A 15373-nucleotide genomic window follows, 5' to 3' on the forward strand; every position below is an offset into this window, starting at 1 on the left:
TGCGCGCAAGCCCATGCATGCGCACGCGGATGTCCGCACCGGCGCGTACGCCCACGCACACGCACACGCCAACGCCCACGCCCACGCCCACGCCCACGCACACGCACACGCACACGCCAACGCCCACGCACACGCTCACGCACACGCACACGCTCACGCCGTATTCACATGCACGCGCAGATGCAAGCGTCGAAACGCATTCGGTGTCATGCCCTTGCTGCGTTTGAAAATGCGACGGAAATGGCCGGCGTCTTCGAAGCCCGATTCGCGCGCGACCTGATCGATCGTCAGACGGCCTTCGGCGAGCAGGATCGCCGCGTGAAGCATGCGCCTGTCATGCACGGCGTCGGTCAGCGTTCGACCGTAGACCGAGCGGAAGATTCGGCCCAGATAGTCGGGATTGCACCCGAGCTGGTCCGCGATCGTCGATGCGCTGATGGCTTCGTGAAAGTGCGTGCGGATCAGGCGATCCGCACTCGCCGCGAGACGCTGCGGCGCGCCCTCGAGATTCGCGGACGCGCCGCGCGAACGCGTGAGCTCCCAGAGCATGAGCAGGATCGTGAGGCTGTCGGGCAGCGGCTGCACGCCATAGATCTCCTGGTCGTTGAGCAGCCGCTGGAACAGACCCGTCAGATGGTCGCGCCGCTCGATGCGCGCATGTTGAGGCACGCGCAGCGACGATGATGCGGCCGTCGCGCCGGATGCCGTGATCGTCGTTGGCGCCGCGTCGATGCGCGTGTCGTCGGACAACGAGAAGTGCACCCAGTAGAACTCGAGATCGGGCGCGAACGGCTTCGTGCCGCCGTGCAGCCGACCGGGCCAAAGAAGTAGGGTTTCCCCTGCTCCCACTTCGAATTCGCGGCCTTCCTCATGCAGTTCAAGCGTGCCTTGCTTGACGTAGATGAGCTCGTACGAGTAGATGACGCGCGACGGATGCACGCCCGTCCCGCGTGAGACAAAGAGTCCGCCGTTGCTCGCTTCGAGGCCGAGCGGACACGCCCATTCAAGCGTCGGTTCGTCCATTTTTTAAAAAGTCGGAATTAGCCTGTTTTGCTGCGGTTTCTTCATCTTGTGAGACGGGCGAGGGCATGTCAACCTTTACATACTGTGCATCGCGTTCGTTCACGGTCCTGAGGGCTGGCCCGCGGCATGGTAGAAAAAAGCACGTTCATCAGAAGCGTAAATCGCGCGCCTCGAGCCGCTCGCTCCTTTACGGGATGTGCGCGATGCTTCGACGGTGCGCATTCAATTTGGAGGAGACACTATGGTTCGCTACAAGCGATGGCTGTCGCTGTGTGCGAGCGCCGCGGCGCTCTTGGCTGGTCATGCGCAAGCTGACGAGATTTCGTTCTGGGTTCGGTCGTCGGATTCGGGCTTCATCACGCCGGTTGTCAAGGCGTGGAATGACAGCCACCCGAACAAGGTCAACCTGACCGTGATTCCGAACGACGATTTCGTCACGAAGTTCGGTACGGCCTCGGCCGGCGGTGCGGCGCCCGATGTCGTTGCGATCGACCTGATCTTCGTGCCCGCGTTCGCCGCGGCCGGACAACTGGCCGACATCACCGACGACGCCAAAAAACTCCCGTTCTATCAAAACCTTAGCCCTTCGCACACGCGTCTCGCGATGTACGAGGGCAAGCAGTACGCATTGCCTTTCAGCGCTGAAAGTTCAATGCTGCTTTACAACAAAACATTATTTAAGAAGGCTGGCCTCAATCCTGATCAACCGCCCAAGAACTGGGCAGAACTCGAGGCTGATGCGAAGAAGATCACGGCGCTCGGCGGCGGGGTCAAGGGCTTCTATTTCTCGGGCGCGTGCGGCGGCTGCAACATCTTCACGATGACGCCGTATGTCTGGGCATCGGGCGGCGACGTGCTGTCGGCGGACGGCAAGACCGCGACGCTCGACAACCCGGCGCTCAAGGGCACGCTCGAAATGTACCGTCGCATGTGGCAAGCCGGCGAAATGCCGTCGAGCGCGAAGACGGACAGCGGCGCGAACTTCATCAATGCGTTCCTGACGGGCAAGGTCGGCATGGTCGGATCCGGCGCCTTCGCGATCGGTCTGCTCAAGAAGGAGCATCCGGAACTCGATTTCGGTCTCGCGTATCTGCCGGGCAAGGATGGCGGCTGGTCGAGCTTCGCGGGCGGCGATTCGATCGCGATTCCCGTGAGCTCGCAACACAAGAAGGACGCGCTTGAGTTCATCCAGTGGTGCCTGAGCGAGCAAGTGCAGGTCGATCAGTTCGCGAAGAACGGCAGCATTCCGGTGCGCACGGACCTCGCGTCGAACCAGTACAGCAAGCTCGACAGCCGCTACGAAATCGCGTCGACGGCCATGGCCAAGGGCAAGACGCCGTATAGCGCGAAGTTCAACCAGCTGATCAACGACCCGAACGGTCCGTGGGCCGCGATGATCCAGGAAGCGGTGTTCGGCAAGGGCGTGGATGCGGCGGTGGCGACCGCGCAGCAGAAGTTCACGCAGATTCTCAACGCGCAGTAAGCGCAATACGGAGCGCAGCGTTATGGGCGTCCTGAGTCAGACACCGGCAAGCGAGACGGGCCTTACGGCACGTCGCGCGCGCGGCCCGAAAGCGCCGAACGAGGCGAATCGGCAGCGCGCGGGTTACTGGTTTGTCCTGCCATGCGTGATCTTCACGGCGGTGTTCTTCATTGCACCGCTCGTGATGACGCTTTGCATGTCCCTCTACCGGTGGCCGTTGATGGGGAAAGCGACCTTTGCGGGTCTGCAGAACTATCTCGACCTCATGCATGACGATTCATTCTGGGGGGCATTGTGGTTCACGACCGAGTACACGCTGTTCGTGACGCCGGCGATTTTCATCGTCGCGTTCGTGCTCGCGATGCTCGTGAACAAGGCGAGCCGCTTTGTCGGGATTTTCCGGACCGCGTTCTTCCTGCCTGTCGTTATCGGCATGACGACCGCGAGCCTGCTCTGGGTCTGGATGTTCAACGATCAGGTCGGGATCTTCAGCGCCGTGCTCATGCAGCTCGGCATCGTCGACGAGCCCGTGCAATGGCTCGGCGACACGGGCTCCGCGCTCGCGTCGCTGATCGTTATGGTGCTCTGGAAGGCCTCGGGTTTCACGATGGTCATCCTGCTCGTCGGCATGCAGGCGATCCCGCAGGATCTCTACGACGCCGCGCGGATCGACGGCGCGCGGTGGTGGGCGCAGCAGCGCTACATCACCGTGCCGCTGATGCGCCGCACGTTCGCGCTCGCATTGATCATGGCCGTCATCGGTTCGTATCTCGCGTTCGAGCAGTTCTACGTGATGACGAAGGGCGGGCCGATGAACAGCACGATCACCGTCGTGCACTGGATCTATCGCGCATCGTTCACGTATTTCAAGCTCGGCTACGGCGCGGCGATGTCGGTCGTGTTGCTGATCGTGCTGCTGATCCTGAGTGTGATTCAAATGTTCCTGCTGAGGGACGACCATGAGTAATACGTTGCATTCCGCCGAGCCGGAGTTCGGCCCGGAGTCCGAGGTGTCTCCTTCGGCCAGCCCGCACGACGCGCCAGGTCGTCGGCGTTTTGTCGGGATCAAGGGGCGAAGCTCTGTCACGCTTTACTACCTGGTCTGCGGTGTCCTGACCCTGGCCTTTTTATTCCCGATCGTCTGGTCGGCGTTTACGTCGCTGTATCCGCCGGCGGACGCGAGCGCATCGCCGCCGAAGTATCTGCCGTCGCATCTGTCGTTCGAAAACTACCGGAACCTCGCCGCTTACGGCGCGGGTATCTGGCGGTATCTGGGCAATAGCGCGTCGGTGGCCGCCATGACCGTCGTCATGACGCTCATCTTATGTACGCTCGGCGGTTACGGTTTCTCGCGCTTTCGCTTCAAGGGACGCAATCTGATTTTCGTCGTGATTCTCGCGACGCTGATGATTCCGTTCCAGTCGATCCTGAACCCGCTGTTCGTGCTGCTGCGCTGGATGCATCTGCAAGGCACGCTGTTCGGTCTGTCGCTCGTCTATACGACGTTCCAGTTGCCGTTCGCGGTGTTCATGATGCGCAACTCGTTCGATGCGGTGCCGCGCGAGATCGAGGAAGCGTCGCTGATCGACGGGTGCACATTGCTTCAATCGCTGCGCATCGTGATGCTGCCGCTCGTGATGCCGGGGCTCGTGACCGCGGGGCTGTTCGCGTTCTTCGGATCGTGGAACGAACTGCTGGCCGCGCTGATCCTGATCAACGACTCGGGCAACTACACGCTGCCGGTCATGCTGCTCAATGCGCAAAGCGGCCAGCTCGGTTCGATCGATTGGGGCCTCATGCAGGCCGGCATCACGATTTCGATTCTCCCGTGCGCGGCGCTGTTTCTGCTGCTGCAGCGTTACTACATTCATGGCCTGATCGCGGGCGCGGTCAAGGCCTAATTCCTTGCTGACCATGAACGACACGAGAACCCTGCGTCAACCCGTGGTCGTCGACTTCGCGTCGACGACGTATGCGCGGATCAAGCCCGTCCCGGTGACGGCCGTCGAGTTGCAAGGCGACTTCTGGGGCAAGCGATTCGAGACGGTTCGGAAAGCCACGCTGCCGAGCCAATGGGATCTGCTTGAAAGCACGAACCGGCTCAATAATTTCCGGCGCGTGTTCGGCGAATACGACGGTCCGTTCGAAGGCTTGTTCTTCAACGATTCCGATCTCTATAAATGGCTCGAAGCCGCGTCGTGGCTCGTCGCGCGCGGACCGGACGCCGAGCTCGAAAAGCGCATCGAAGAGGGCATCGAGCTCATCGAGCGCGCGCAGGAAGAGGACGGCTATATCGACACGTATTTCAGCGTCGATCGTCGCGACGAGAAGTGGGAAAACCTGCGCGATCTGCACGAGATGTATGTCGGCGGTCACCTGATTCAAGCCGCGGTCGCGCATCATCGCGCGACGGGCAAGACGCGATTGCTCAATATCGCGGTGCGTTTCGCCGATATGCTTTGCAAGCGTTTCGGCCCGGCTTCGGACGGCAAGGTCGAGGCGATCGACGGTCACGAAGAGATCGAGATGGCGCTGATCGAACTCGCACGCGAGACCGGTCATACGCGGTATATCGAACTCGCGCGATTCTTTATCAAGGCGCGCGGTCACGGCCTGCTCAAGGGCGGACGTTTTGGTGATGCTTACTTTCAGGACGACGTACCGTTCGATCAGATGGAAGCGCTCGCCGGTCACGCCGTGCGCGCGCTTTATATGGCGTGCGGGATCACGGATCTGTATCTCGAGACGGGTGAGGAAGGGCTGTTGCCGCGGCTTGAAACGCTGTGGGATCGGTTGACCGCGAACCGCATGTACATCACGGGCGGCGTCGGCGCGCGGCACGACGGCGAGGCGATCGGCGCTGACTACGAGTTGCCGAACTCGCAGGCGTACACGGAAACGTGCGCGGCGATCGGCAGCATGATGTGGTGCCATCGCATGCTGGCCGCGACGGGCGATGCGCGTTACGTCGATCTGTTCGAATGGACGCTTTATAACGGCATGCTGCCGGGCTGGTCGCTCGACGGCCGCGGATACTACTACGTGAATCCGCTCGAAAACGACGGCAGCCATCGGCGTCAGGACTGGTACTACTGCGCATGCTGCCCGCCGAACGTCGCGCGCACGATCGCGTCGTTGCCCGGTTATGTCTACGGCACGGATGCGGCCTCGCTGTATGTGCATCTGTATCTCGACAGCGATGCGAAGGTCGATGTCGCGGGCAAGACGGTCGCGATTTCGCAGCGCACGCAGTATCCGTGGGATGGGGCGATCGACATCTCGATCGATGCCGACGCGACGTTCGGCCTCAAGCTTCGGATTCCGGGCTGGAGCCGTGAACATGCGGCGTTGACGTCGCGTGAGGGGCAAGCCGAGGCCGGGTCGCGCGTCACGTTGAGCGTCAACGGCGCGGCCGTCGATGCGACGCCCGATGCGAACGGGTATGTGACGATCGAGCGCGCCTGGAAGAGCGGCGATCGCGTGCGCCTTGATCTGCCGATGAGCGTGCGGGTTTGGCAGACGCATCCGAAGGTCGCCGACAACCGGGGCCGTGTGGCGCTGAGCCGCGGCCCGGTGCTCTATTGCATCGAGCAAGCGGATATGAAGGGCATCGATCTCGACGAGGTCTATGTCGATCCGGCGCGTGTCGCGGCGAATTGGGAGCCGGCGTTGCTGAACGGCGTCGTCGCGCTCAAGGGCGCGGCCGAGCGGCGTGCGATCGATTCGGCGTGGGAGGGCGAGCTCTATCGTCCGTTCGGCAATCCGCGCGGCGATGTCTCGGCGACGCCGATCGATCTGCTCGCGATTCCGTACTTCGCATGGCATAACCGCGAAAGCGGGCCGATGAAGGTGTGGATGAATTATCGCGAGGCTTGATCGCGAAGATGTCTGGATAGCGTGCTGACGCCCGCGGCCGAGAGGTCGCGGGCGTTTTGTGTTTGAGGCGCGCAAGCGTGTCGGATTCTCGAGTGGGTCGAGTCGTTGCAAGCGTTTAATGCGCTCAATTCACGCTTCACGCTTGGCCGGTCATGCAGTCACGCTTTGCATGTCCTGCGTGAATTCGATAATAATGAATTCCGCGGGCCGCACGGCGGCCATGCCGACCTTGGCGATCATCTTGCCTTGCGCGATGTCGTCGGCCGTCATCGTGACGCCTTCGCCGATTTGAACGAAATACGCGTCTTCGGGCTTGACGCCGACCAGTGCGCCTTGTTGCCAGAGGCTGTAGAGGTAGCTATCGATTGCCGTGTAGATCTTCCGCCAGGTGGGTTGATTGTTCGGTTCGAAGACCATCTTGCGCATGGCGCTGCTGATATCGCGTTCTGTGCTGTTGAAGAGACGGCGTACGTTGATATAGCGCCAGTTGTCGCTGTTGTCCAATGTGCGTGCGCCCCAGACGACCGTTCCGCGATTGGGGAAGGAGCGGATCATATTGATCGCTTTTCTCGAGTTGTATTGCGCTTGCAGGCTGTCGGTCATCGGGTAGGAGGGCTGATAACCCGTGGGCAGCAGCATATTGGCCGGCGCATTCCAGACGCCGCGTGTGCTGTCGTTTTTGCAGTACAGCCCTGCCATGATGGCGCTGGCTGGGACATAGCCTTGACTCCATGGGACGACGATCGTCGGGTAATAGACCGCGGCGTACGGGTTTGCGGTGTAGGCCGAGTTTGCCGTGCCATCCGTGATTTCCGTAGTGGGGCCATCGAGAAGGAAAAAGTGTCGTGTGTCCGATGGATTTGGGGCAACGTCATCGAACGTGTTTTGCACAATCAATGTGATTGCGTCGCCGAGTTCATCGGCCGCCTTGGCAAGGACGTCCCAGTCGACCGCCCAACAGGGACCGCCGCCACATTCGAAATAGGCGCGCAAGCCTCGCACCGCGATGGTATCGAGGTCACTGGCCTTGTAGTACTGAAGCACATCAAGGTAGCTATTGAACTTGACCGGCGTCGTGGACGTATTCGTATAGCTCATCGCGAACAACGGCACTGCCGTCGGCAGCGCGTTGACGGAGATCGCTGGAGAAGCGTCTTCATCGATATAGACGCCAGGGTAGCGTGTCGCGATCGGCATCGTATGGCTCCTTTTCAGGTATGCGTGCGACAGGTGGCCGAGCACGCGCGAAATCTCGATCGTTGTGGCGTCACCGCGCGTCGCATCGGGGCGCGGTCAGTCTGGCCGTTTCGATTCGCGCGCTGAACGTGCTTAGGCTGAAACAATGCCAGGTCATGCGTCTAAGACTAGCGCTCGCGTCTGCCGATCGATATCCGGAATGCGAAAGAGTTTGCGAAGGAGGGGTGCGCTTTTGATGGAACGACAGATGGGTCGGATGTCGATGAGGGAGAAAGCGGTGCGTGCGCGCCAATGCGTGTCGCACAGGGATCTGCCGTGGTGTTCCGCGGCTCAGGGCGCGATGTTCGATGTCTGGGCGCATGGCGCGATATACCAGGCCCCCGAGCGTCGATGTGCAGGTTCTTGAGCAAAGCCCCGATTCAAGCGTGCGTCGTCTATTTGGGTGACTTAGCCAGTCGAGCGATTAAACTTCTGGCCGCTTCAGGCGCGCGCACCTTCGCGCCGTTGATGAAGAACACGAACACCTCGCGCGTGCGTGCGGTTTTGTCCTTGCTTGAAACGCGCGGCAAGTCGTCGGGCGTGCTCCCCGCCGCCCACGTGCGCGCACGTTCGGTCCATGCGTCGAGCGCTTTCGGCGCATAGCCCGTCTTGAGTTTCTCGCTGCTGCACATGAGCCGTGCATACGCGAAATCCGTACTTAAATCGGCAAACGAGGGATAGTCGGACGAATCCGTGAAGACGGTCGCCATCTTGTGCCGTCGCACGAGCTTGATGAATGCGTCGGTCATGAAGCTCGCGTGCCGAACCTCAAGCACGTGTCGTAGCGCGTGACTGTCGATATGCTTGGGCAGCAACTCGACGAAAGCTTCAAAGTCCTCCGGATCGAATATCTTCGTCGGCGCAAACTGCCAGACGATCGGACCGAGCTTGGGGCCGAGTTCCGTGATGCCGCTCTGCACGAAGCGCTCGATCGAATCGCCTGCTTCTGCAAGGACGCGACGGTTCGTTGCATAGCGCGTCGCCTTGAGCGAAAACACGAAGCCGTCCGGCGTTTCGTCGCGCCATTTCGCAAACGTCGTGGGCTTTTGCAGTCCGTAGTACGTGCCGTTGATTTCGATCGCCGTCAGTTCGCGGCTCGCATAGGCGAGTTCTTTCGATTGCGGCAGATGCTCGGGGTAAAACGTGCCGCGCCACGGTTCGAAGGCCCATCCGCCGATGCCGACCTTGATCGCCGGATGCGCGGCGCTCGGCGGATTGGGATTGACGAGCGGCATGACGTCACCCGTCGCTCGGGCCGTTTTAGCCGCTTTAGCTGCTGTTTGAGTCGCATGAGACGCTGCGGCCGTTTGAGCCGTGGTCTCAGCGCGCGTCGCATGACGCCGTGCCGCGTTCATTCGCCGATCTTTGCGCGCAGCTCGCGTGCCGATTCGAGCAAGCCCTGGTATCCCGAGCGGACATGCTCGGGCAGGTCGGGATCGCCGACGAAGGCGCCGAGCGTTTCGACGATGCTATAGACAAGGCCGCGCGCGGCGCTTGCCGCGAGATGGCCCGATCCGTACTGGTCCTCGACATGACCCAGCGCGGCTTGGAAGTGCTCGGGATCGGGACGCGTAATGCGATCCGGAGATTCAGTGGCGGACAGACGATGGGGGTCGAGCGTCATGACAGGCATCCTTGCGATGGAAGTTTCGTTTTGACTGCGCATCTGCAGTGTAGCGCTGTCGAGATCCGTGCGTCGTGACCTATATCAGGCGGCGAAGGGTTGCGTATTCGTGTGTGATTTGAGGCATTTTCGCCGCCCGCGTACGCCATGTAATGAAATAGAAAGAAACCGTCTCGCTTTAGAGAAATATTCGGCGCCGCCGCCGCGAAGCACCCCCGCCACTGTCATGCCTTTGCCGCATTTCGTTTGACGAAATTCCGTGTGCGTGCGAAGGTGTCGGCTTGCTCGGGGAGCCGGTGGATGCCGGCTGAGAGGGCGCCCGCGGATGCTTGCGTCAAGCGCATCCGCCAGCACTCGACCCGCTGAACCTGATCTGGCTCGTACCAGCGTAGGGAAGCGTGCAGGTCATCCTCACATGGCGCTCCGGATCAGTCCTCGACACAACCGGTAGCCGCATCATGTCCGCCTCTCCGCTTTCATCGCGCACGACGACCCTTGTCAACGAGTCGTTGCGTCCCGTTCCCGCCGATCAACGCAAGCTTGGCTTTACCGATTACCTCGCGCTATGGGGCAGTCTCGGCGTCGGTCTGCTTGTCATGCAGGCCGGAGCGCTGCTGATCCCGGCGCTCAGCGGGGTCGGCGCGGCAGGGGCCGTCGCGATCGGCACGATCGGCGGGACGCTGTTGCTCGCATGGGTCGGGTATCTCGGTTCGAGGTCGGGCGTTTCGAGCGCGGGACTCATCTGGAGTGCGCTTGGCAAGCGGTTCGCGATGCTGCCAATCGCGTTGAACGTGCTCCAGCTCATCGGTTGGGCCGTGTTCGAAATCGTCGTGCTGCGCGACGGTCTCGGCGCGATCGCCAAGCATGCCGCAAGTCCGCTCAACGCATCGTTGCTGACCGTCATCGCAGGCGCCGTGCTCGTCGGGCTGCTGACGTTGAGCATGGTCGGCGTCGTGCGCCAGTTCATTCGGCGCGTCGGACTCTGGCTCATGCTCATTGCGCTGGTCTGGCTCACGATCCGATTTATCCATGACGCAACGCCGGCCATGTTGACCGCACCCGGCAAGGGCGGTCTCGCGTTCGCGGCGGCCGTCGATCTCGTGATCGCGATGCCGATCTCGTGGATTCCGCTCGTCGCCGATTACACGCGCTACGGCCGCTCGCCGAGCGCTGCGTTCGGCGGCACCTTCATTGGCTATGGCTTCGCGAATGCCTGGTGCTTTTTGCTCGGGATCCTGATCGCCGCGTCGCATCCGGGCGCGGATCTGATGCCGACGATCCTGCAAGCGAGCTTCGGTGCGCTCGCGCTTGCCCTGATCCTCATCGACGAAACCGATAACGGCTATAGCGATCTCTATTCGGCGGCGGTGTCGTCGCACAGCCTCGTGCCGAAGTGGTCGGTGCGCGTCTGGGGACCGGTCCTCGGCGTTGTCGCGACGATTCTTGCGCTCGTATTGCCGATCCAGAACTATCAGGACTTCCTCTACCTGCTCGGTTCGGTGTTCGTGCCGCTGTTCGGCGTCGTGATCGCGCATCACGGTTTCCATCCGCGCACGCCCGATCAGACGTCGGTGTCGCTGAGCTGGGTCGGCGCCGTCGCGTGGATCGTCGGCATCGCGCTCTACCAATACATCACGCGCTATCAGCCGCAATGGGGTGCATCGCTGCCGTCGCTCGTCGTGAGTTTCGTGCTGTATCGGTTGTTTGCGCGCTGGTCGCCCGAGGCATCGAATCCGGCCGTGCAGGGCGGCGTGGCGCGTTAAGGCGTGTGGGGCATCAAAGGCCCCGATGATCCAAGCGGCCGCACTTCGCACCCCAGCCCGCATATGAGGCTGCGGCGCGTGCGGGCGTGGGGTCCGGGGCGGAGGCCGGCCGAGGCTTGTTCGGCCGATCCTGCACGGATGATTACGGACGATACGTCGGATCGACGATCGTCCAGAACGCGGCCTTCGGTTGCAACGACGCGTTGAACAGCAAAGGCTGGTTCGTGCGGCTGACCGGCGTCGACGACAGCCAGGTGTGCTTGTCGGAATAGCCCCAGAACGTCACGGCCTTGATCGACGGTTCCTGCTTGAACAGGTCGAACAATGCGCGATAACGCAGCGCCTGCGCGCGCAGCACGTCGTTCGGCACATGACGTCCGTAGTCGGGACGGCAGGTGCCGTGATTGCTCCAGCACGAACCGGGATCGTTATAGAAACTCACATCGAGTTCGGTGACCTGATTTTCGAGCCCGAGCGCCGCGACGTCGTCGAAGGCCTGCTTGATATGCGAGATCGGCGGCCAGTCGATGCTGATGTGCATCTGGTGTCCGACGCCGTCGATCGGCACGCCCTGCGCGCGCAATTCGCGCACGACCGACAACAGTCGCGCGCGCTTGCCGTCATCGTCCGTGCTGTATTCGTTGATATAGAGCTTCGCCGCCGGATCGGCCGCATGCGCGGCGCGGAAGGCGATCGCGATGTAGTCCTTGCCTAGCGCGCGATACCACGGACTGTCCTCGCGATAGACGGTATGCGGATCGTCGCTGATGACTTCGTTGACGACGTCCCATGCGTAGATCTTGCCCCGGAAGTGCGTGACGACATCGGTCACATATCGCGTGAGCCGCGCCGCGACCTGCGTCCGGTAGCCGGGATCGTGCGGATCCCCCGCGAAGAACCAGTCGGGCGCCTCGGTCCAGTTTCCGTTCTTGTAATGCCAGACCAGCGTATGACCGCGCACCGCGATGCCATGCGCCTGCGCGAACGCGACGATCTCGTCGGCCGCGCGGAAGTCATATTGAAGCTCGCCCGCCTTGCCGATCGTGCCGGGCTTCATTTTGTTTTCGGCGGTCAGGCTCGAAAACTGATACGCGATCAACGACGAATCCGCGGGCGCTTCGATTGAATCGGGCTCGATCGCCGCGCCGACCTTGAAATACGGCGCCATCTCGGTCTTGAGCGACGGCAAGTCGGTGCGCGCGGGCATCGCGATCGGCGGGCCGCCGGATGCGGGCGAGCCGGAGTCGTCGGCGCATCCGGCAAGCCCCGCGAGGCTCGCGACGCATGCGATTGTCATGGCGGTCGCCGCGCGTGTCGCGCGCGCGGCATGCGCGCCGCGACGTACGGCATCGAGCCGGACGCGAGGGCGCTTTTCATGCTGCGCGGCAGGGTCGACGGGATCCGCGGAATGCGGGGTGCGAAGCCAGACACGAAGCGTCATGCGGATGTCTCCGGGAGGCCGACGGTGGTCCGTCGTGCGGTTCAGATCTCAAAGAAAGCGTTCAACGGCTCATCGATGCCGACCGCGCCGCGCCGTTCGAGCGGTTCGAGCCGCTGTCCGTTCCACCGGTCGACGCGATAGACCGCGCCGAAATCGTAGGACGGCGGTTCGAGGCCCGCGCCGAACACGGTCTCGCCGCCGCGGCGCACGCTGTCCGCGAGCCATGATGTCAGGCGCAGGTGGTACGGATTGCGCTCGACCTCCTTGCGGTGGCAGACGAGCGCGCGCAGCAGATGCGCGATATCGCGATTCGAGAGCTCGACAAGCAGATTCGGCGTCGGCATCGTGCCCCAGAACTCGCTTTGGACGAGCCAGGCGGGCTTGCCATATAGCGCGAGCGCGTCGAGCGTCAGGGCATGCGTGCCGATATGCGAGGCGGAGCCGTCCTGCGCATGCGGACACATGACGATCGCGGGCGTGTGTTCGGCAAAGACCTCGGCCAGCCGCGCGACGTCGCGTCGCCATGTTTCGGGCTCGTTTTCGCGGCGTTTCAGATGAAGCGGGAGCCGGTCGACGAAGTGCGGATCGACGGTCGCGAAGTCGAGCACCTCGCAGGCATGAGTCAGTTCGGTCCAGCGTTCGTCGCGGCGGCCGACATTGCTGCCGAGCGTGGCCGCGATATTGAGCACTTCATAGCCGGCTTCGAGCCTCAGGCGAAGCGGAAGGCCGCCGACGATGCATTCGTCGTCGGGATGCGGCGACACGATCGCGACAAGCGGCCGCGACGCATCGACGCGGCGCGGCGCGCACGGGCCCGGGTATTCGGCGGGAATCGGAAGATTGCGATGCAACAGCGCATGGAAGGCGGCGACATAGGCGTCGAAGTCGTCGGACGACGGATCGCTGGGGGCGTCGGAAGGCATGGGGCACGATTCTCAAACCAATATGTCCGAGATTGTAACGGGCCGCGCGCGATCGCCGTTAGCATCCCGCGCCGATCGCTTGCTTCCCGCGTGTTGCATGCGCGCATCGGCGCACGACGGGACGGTTATGCTCATGCGCAAGCCTTTGATAGCCTTTGCCTGGCATCGGCGGGCCCGGGCGGACGGCGCCGATGCGATATCCCATTGATCTGATCAGAGGCGCACGCATGCCGGACTTTTCGACAACCAAAGCGATCGTGACGGGCCACACGCGCGGTATCGGCGCGGCCGTGGCAAGCCAGCTGCTCGAGCGCGGCGTTCAGGTGCTCGGCGTGTCGCGCGGTGCGAATCCATCGCTCGCGCAGCGTTTCCCGGGTTTGTTCTCACAGATCGAAGTCGATCTGGCCGATGCGGTAAGGGTCGAGGTGTGGATCGCGACATCGCAGATCCGGACCTTCGTCGCGCACGCCGAGTGCGTGGCGCTCGTCAACAACGCTGGCACGCTCGGTCCGGTCGGCGGACTCGACGTGCAGGCGCCCGCCGATATCGCGCGCGCGATCCAGCTCAACGTCGCGACGCCGATGATGCTGGCCGCCGCATTCGCTCAGGCGAGCGCACAGATCGCCGATCGCCGCATCGTCCATGTGTCGAGCGGCGCGGCGCGCAATGCCTATGCGGGGTGGAGTCTCTATTGCGGCTCGAAGGCGGCGCTCGATCATCATGCGCGCGCCGTCGCGCTCGACGCGCATCGTTCGATCCGGATCTGCAGCCTTGCACCGGGCGTCGTCGATACGCAGATGCAGTCGGAGATCCGCGACACGACGCTCGAACGCTTTCCCGATCGCCAGCGCTTCGAAGCGCTCAAGCGCGATGCGCAGCTCGCATCGCCCGACGATGCCGCGCGCAAGATCGTCGACTATCTGTTCAGCGATACGTTCGGCGAGGTCGCGACCGAGGACGTGCGGACGCTGCGCGCGTATTGACGCGCCGAACAGCGGATAATCGCCCGACCGGGTCTCGGACTGCCACACGCATGCGCAATCGAATCGACGAAGAAATCACGTTTCGCAAGCTCGAAGTGCTGCTCGCCTATATGGAAACGGGCAATCTCGGCCGAGCAGCCGAGGCGCTCGAACTGAGCACCGTCAGCGTGCATCGCGCCTTGCATTCGCTCGAACAGGGGCTGCGTTGCACGCTGTTCCGGCACGAAGGCCGCAATCTGAACCCGACCGATGCGGCGCGCGTGCTCGCCGATACCGCGCGCGACGTGATCGCGGCCATGACCGACGGGATTCGCGCGACGCGCGAGGCGGCCGGCTATTCGTCGAATCGGCTTCGGATCGGCTCGATGTATTCGCTGACGACGCGCGCCGTGCCGAGCGTGCTGGTGGACCTCAAGGTCCGGCGCCCCGCGCTCGAAGTCGAGCTCGTGCTCGGCTCGAACGCGACCTTGCTCGAACGCCTCAAGCGCGGCGAACTCGATGCCGTGCTCATGGCGATTCCCGACCCCGATCCCGAAATCGAATCGGTCGCGCTGTTCGACGACGATATTTTCTTCGCCGCGCCCGCGGGATCGAAGTACGCGCGGATGCAGGAAGTCGATCTGCGCGATTGCCGTGACGAGCGCTTCGTGTCGCTCGCCGACGGATTCGCGACGTCCGACAATTTCGACCACGCGTTCCGGATCGCCGGATTCACGCCCGATATCTCGATGCGCACGGGCGATATTTTCTCGCTGATGAATCTTGTCAGCGGCGGTGTCGGCTGCACGCTGCTGCCGGGCCGCGTACGCGGTGCATTCGGCGACAAAGTCGAATTCATCCGCCTCAAGTCCGAATACGTGATGCGCCAGACGATCGGACTCAGCTTCAGGCGCGCACGCGAACGCGATCCGAATCTGCTCGCCTTGCTCGCGGTCTGCCGCTTGTCGTCGCTGCTCGGGAGCTGACGGCGTCGCGAGGTACGGCAGGCGAGGCGCGTGATGCCTCGTGCAGTGTGCTTTCC

Annotated in this window: 13 protein-coding genes and 1 riboswitch; of the genes, 7 read left to right on the top strand and 6 right to left on the bottom strand. The window is 62.7% G+C overall.

Annotation, left to right across the window (positions count from 1 at the left end; translation table 11 throughout):
• Nucleotides 1–153: 153 nt before the first annotated feature.
• Nucleotides 154–1023: an AraC family transcriptional regulator gene (locus tag D7S86_RS10895; protein WP_121086303.1), complete on the bottom strand. Its 870-nt coding sequence runs from the start codon at nucleotides 1021–1023 to the stop codon at nucleotides 154–156.
• Between the two features lie 241 nt (nucleotides 1024–1264).
• Here D7S86_RS10895 and D7S86_RS10900 point away from each other — a divergent pair, with 241 nt between their 5' ends.
• Genes D7S86_RS10900 through D7S86_RS10915 form a run of 4 tightly spaced genes read left to right on the top strand, consistent with a single transcriptional unit; the run spans nucleotide 1265 to nucleotide 6382 of the window.
• Nucleotides 1265–2506, top strand: a complete 1242-nt coding sequence (locus D7S86_RS10900; protein WP_121086305.1) for an ABC transporter substrate-binding protein — start codon at nucleotides 1265–1267, stop codon at nucleotides 2504–2506.
• 22 nt (nucleotides 2507–2528) lie between these two features.
• On the top strand, nucleotides 2529–3473 hold the full coding sequence (locus tag D7S86_RS10905) for a carbohydrate ABC transporter permease (protein WP_121086307.1): 945 nt from the start codon (nucleotides 2529–2531) through the stop codon (nucleotides 3471–3473).
• Nucleotides 3466–4407 (top strand): carbohydrate ABC transporter permease, encoded by a 942-nt coding sequence (locus D7S86_RS10910; protein ID WP_121086309.1) that lies wholly within the window; start codon nucleotides 3466–3468, stop codon nucleotides 4405–4407. The genes D7S86_RS10905 and D7S86_RS10910 overlap by 8 nt, the downstream gene beginning before the upstream one ends.
• Nucleotides 4408–4420: 13 nt before the next feature.
• On the top strand, nucleotides 4421–6382 hold the full coding sequence (locus D7S86_RS10915; protein WP_205962788.1) for a glycoside hydrolase family 127 protein: 1962 nt from the start codon (nucleotides 4421–4423) through the stop codon (nucleotides 6380–6382).
• A gap of 150 nt (nucleotides 6383–6532) precedes the next feature.
• On the opposite strand, the gene D7S86_RS10920 is transcribed toward D7S86_RS10915, so the two are convergent.
• From D7S86_RS10920 to D7S86_RS10930, 3 genes are all read right to left on the bottom strand, one after another.
• Nucleotides 6533–7579 carry a phage tail sheath family protein gene (locus D7S86_RS10920; protein ID WP_121086895.1) on the bottom strand — a complete coding sequence of 349 codons (1047 nt, stop codon included), beginning with the start codon at nucleotides 7577–7579 and terminating at the stop codon, nucleotides 6533–6535.
• Between the two features lie 434 nt (nucleotides 7580–8013).
• Nucleotides 8014–8853 (bottom strand): DUF72 domain-containing protein, encoded by an 840-nt coding sequence (locus tag D7S86_RS10925; RefSeq protein ID WP_121086311.1) that lies wholly within the window; start codon nucleotides 8851–8853, stop codon nucleotides 8014–8016.
• A gap of 116 nt (nucleotides 8854–8969) precedes the next feature.
• Nucleotides 8970–9242 (bottom strand): hypothetical protein, encoded by a 273-nt coding sequence (locus tag D7S86_RS10930; protein ID WP_121086313.1) that lies wholly within the window; start codon nucleotides 9240–9242, stop codon nucleotides 8970–8972.
• A 276-nt stretch (nucleotides 9243–9518) separates the two neighbouring features.
• A riboswitch (TPP riboswitch) is annotated at nucleotides 9519–9654 on the top strand.
• 46 nt (nucleotides 9655–9700) lie between these two features.
• Between D7S86_RS10930 and D7S86_RS10935 the strand changes: the two genes are divergently transcribed.
• On the top strand, nucleotides 9701–11005 hold the full coding sequence (locus tag D7S86_RS10935) for a purine-cytosine permease family protein (RefSeq protein WP_121086315.1): 1305 nt from the start codon (nucleotides 9701–9703) through the stop codon (nucleotides 11003–11005).
• A gap of 142 nt (nucleotides 11006–11147) precedes the next feature.
• On the opposite strand, the gene D7S86_RS10940 is transcribed toward D7S86_RS10935, so the two are convergent.
• Complete coding sequence (locus D7S86_RS10940) at nucleotides 11148–12302, bottom strand: endo-1,4-beta-xylanase (RefSeq protein WP_121086897.1); 1155 nt, start codon at nucleotides 12300–12302, stop codon at nucleotides 11148–11150.
• Nucleotides 12303–12487: 185 nt separating this feature from the next.
• Nucleotides 12488–13369 carry a PIG-L deacetylase family protein gene (locus D7S86_RS10945; RefSeq protein WP_121086317.1) on the bottom strand — a complete coding sequence of 294 codons (882 nt, stop codon included), beginning with the start codon at nucleotides 13367–13369 and terminating at the stop codon, nucleotides 12488–12490.
• 227 nt (nucleotides 13370–13596) lie between these two features.
• Here D7S86_RS10945 and D7S86_RS10950 point away from each other — a divergent pair, with 227 nt between their 5' ends.
• On the top strand, nucleotides 13597–14352 hold the full coding sequence (locus tag D7S86_RS10950) for an SDR family oxidoreductase (RefSeq protein ID WP_121086319.1): 756 nt from the start codon (nucleotides 13597–13599) through the stop codon (nucleotides 14350–14352).
• Between the two features lie 50 nt (nucleotides 14353–14402).
• The gene (locus D7S86_RS10955; protein ID WP_121086321.1) at nucleotides 14403–15317 is read left to right on the top strand and encodes a LysR family transcriptional regulator; all 915 of its coding nucleotides are present in this window, start codon (nucleotides 14403–14405) and stop codon (nucleotides 15315–15317) included.
• Nucleotides 15318–15373 lie beyond the last annotated feature (56 nt).

Source organism: Pararobbsia silviterrae (assembly GCF_003628125.1).
In the GTDB taxonomy this organism is placed as follows: domain Bacteria; phylum Pseudomonadota; class Gammaproteobacteria; order Burkholderiales; family Burkholderiaceae; genus Pararobbsia; species Pararobbsia silviterrae.

Excerpts from the sequence above, each read along its gene's own strand:
- D7S86_RS10895 (WP_121086303.1), bottom strand. The coding sequence starts at position 1,023 with ATGGACGAACCGACGCTTGAATGGGCGTGTCCGCTCGGCCTCGAAGCG.
- D7S86_RS10900 (WP_121086305.1), top strand. The coding sequence starts at position 1,265 with ATGGTTCGCTACAAGCGATGGCTGTCGCTGTGTGCGAGCGCCGCGGCG.
- D7S86_RS10905 (WP_121086307.1), top strand. The coding sequence starts at position 2,529 with ATGGGCGTCCTGAGTCAGACACCGGCAAGCGAGACGGGCCTTACGGCA.
- D7S86_RS10910 (WP_121086309.1), top strand. The coding sequence starts at position 3,466 with ATGAGTAATACGTTGCATTCCGCCGAGCCGGAGTTCGGCCCGGAGTCC.
- D7S86_RS10915 (WP_205962788.1), top strand. The coding sequence starts at position 4,421 with ATGAACGACACGAGAACCCTGCGTCAACCCGTGGTCGTCGACTTCGCG.
- D7S86_RS10920 (WP_121086895.1), bottom strand. The coding sequence starts at position 7,579 with ATGCCGATCGCGACACGCTACCCTGGCGTCTATATCGATGAAGACGCT.
- D7S86_RS10925 (WP_121086311.1), bottom strand. The coding sequence starts at position 8,853 with ATGCCGCTCGTCAATCCCAATCCGCCGAGCGCCGCGCATCCGGCGATC.
- D7S86_RS10930 (WP_121086313.1), bottom strand. The coding sequence starts at position 9,242 with ATGACGCTCGACCCCCATCGTCTGTCCGCCACTGAATCTCCGGATCGC.
- D7S86_RS10935 (WP_121086315.1), top strand. The coding sequence starts at position 9,701 with ATGTCCGCCTCTCCGCTTTCATCGCGCACGACGACCCTTGTCAACGAG.
- D7S86_RS10940 (WP_121086897.1), bottom strand. The coding sequence starts at position 12,302 with ATGACAATCGCATGCGTCGCGAGCCTCGCGGGGCTTGCCGGATGCGCC.
- D7S86_RS10945 (WP_121086317.1), bottom strand. The coding sequence starts at position 13,369 with ATGCCTTCCGACGCCCCCAGCGATCCGTCGTCCGACGACTTCGACGCC.
- D7S86_RS10950 (WP_121086319.1), top strand. The coding sequence starts at position 13,597 with ATGCCGGACTTTTCGACAACCAAAGCGATCGTGACGGGCCACACGCGC.
- D7S86_RS10955 (WP_121086321.1), top strand. The coding sequence starts at position 14,403 with ATGCGCAATCGAATCGACGAAGAAATCACGTTTCGCAAGCTCGAAGTG.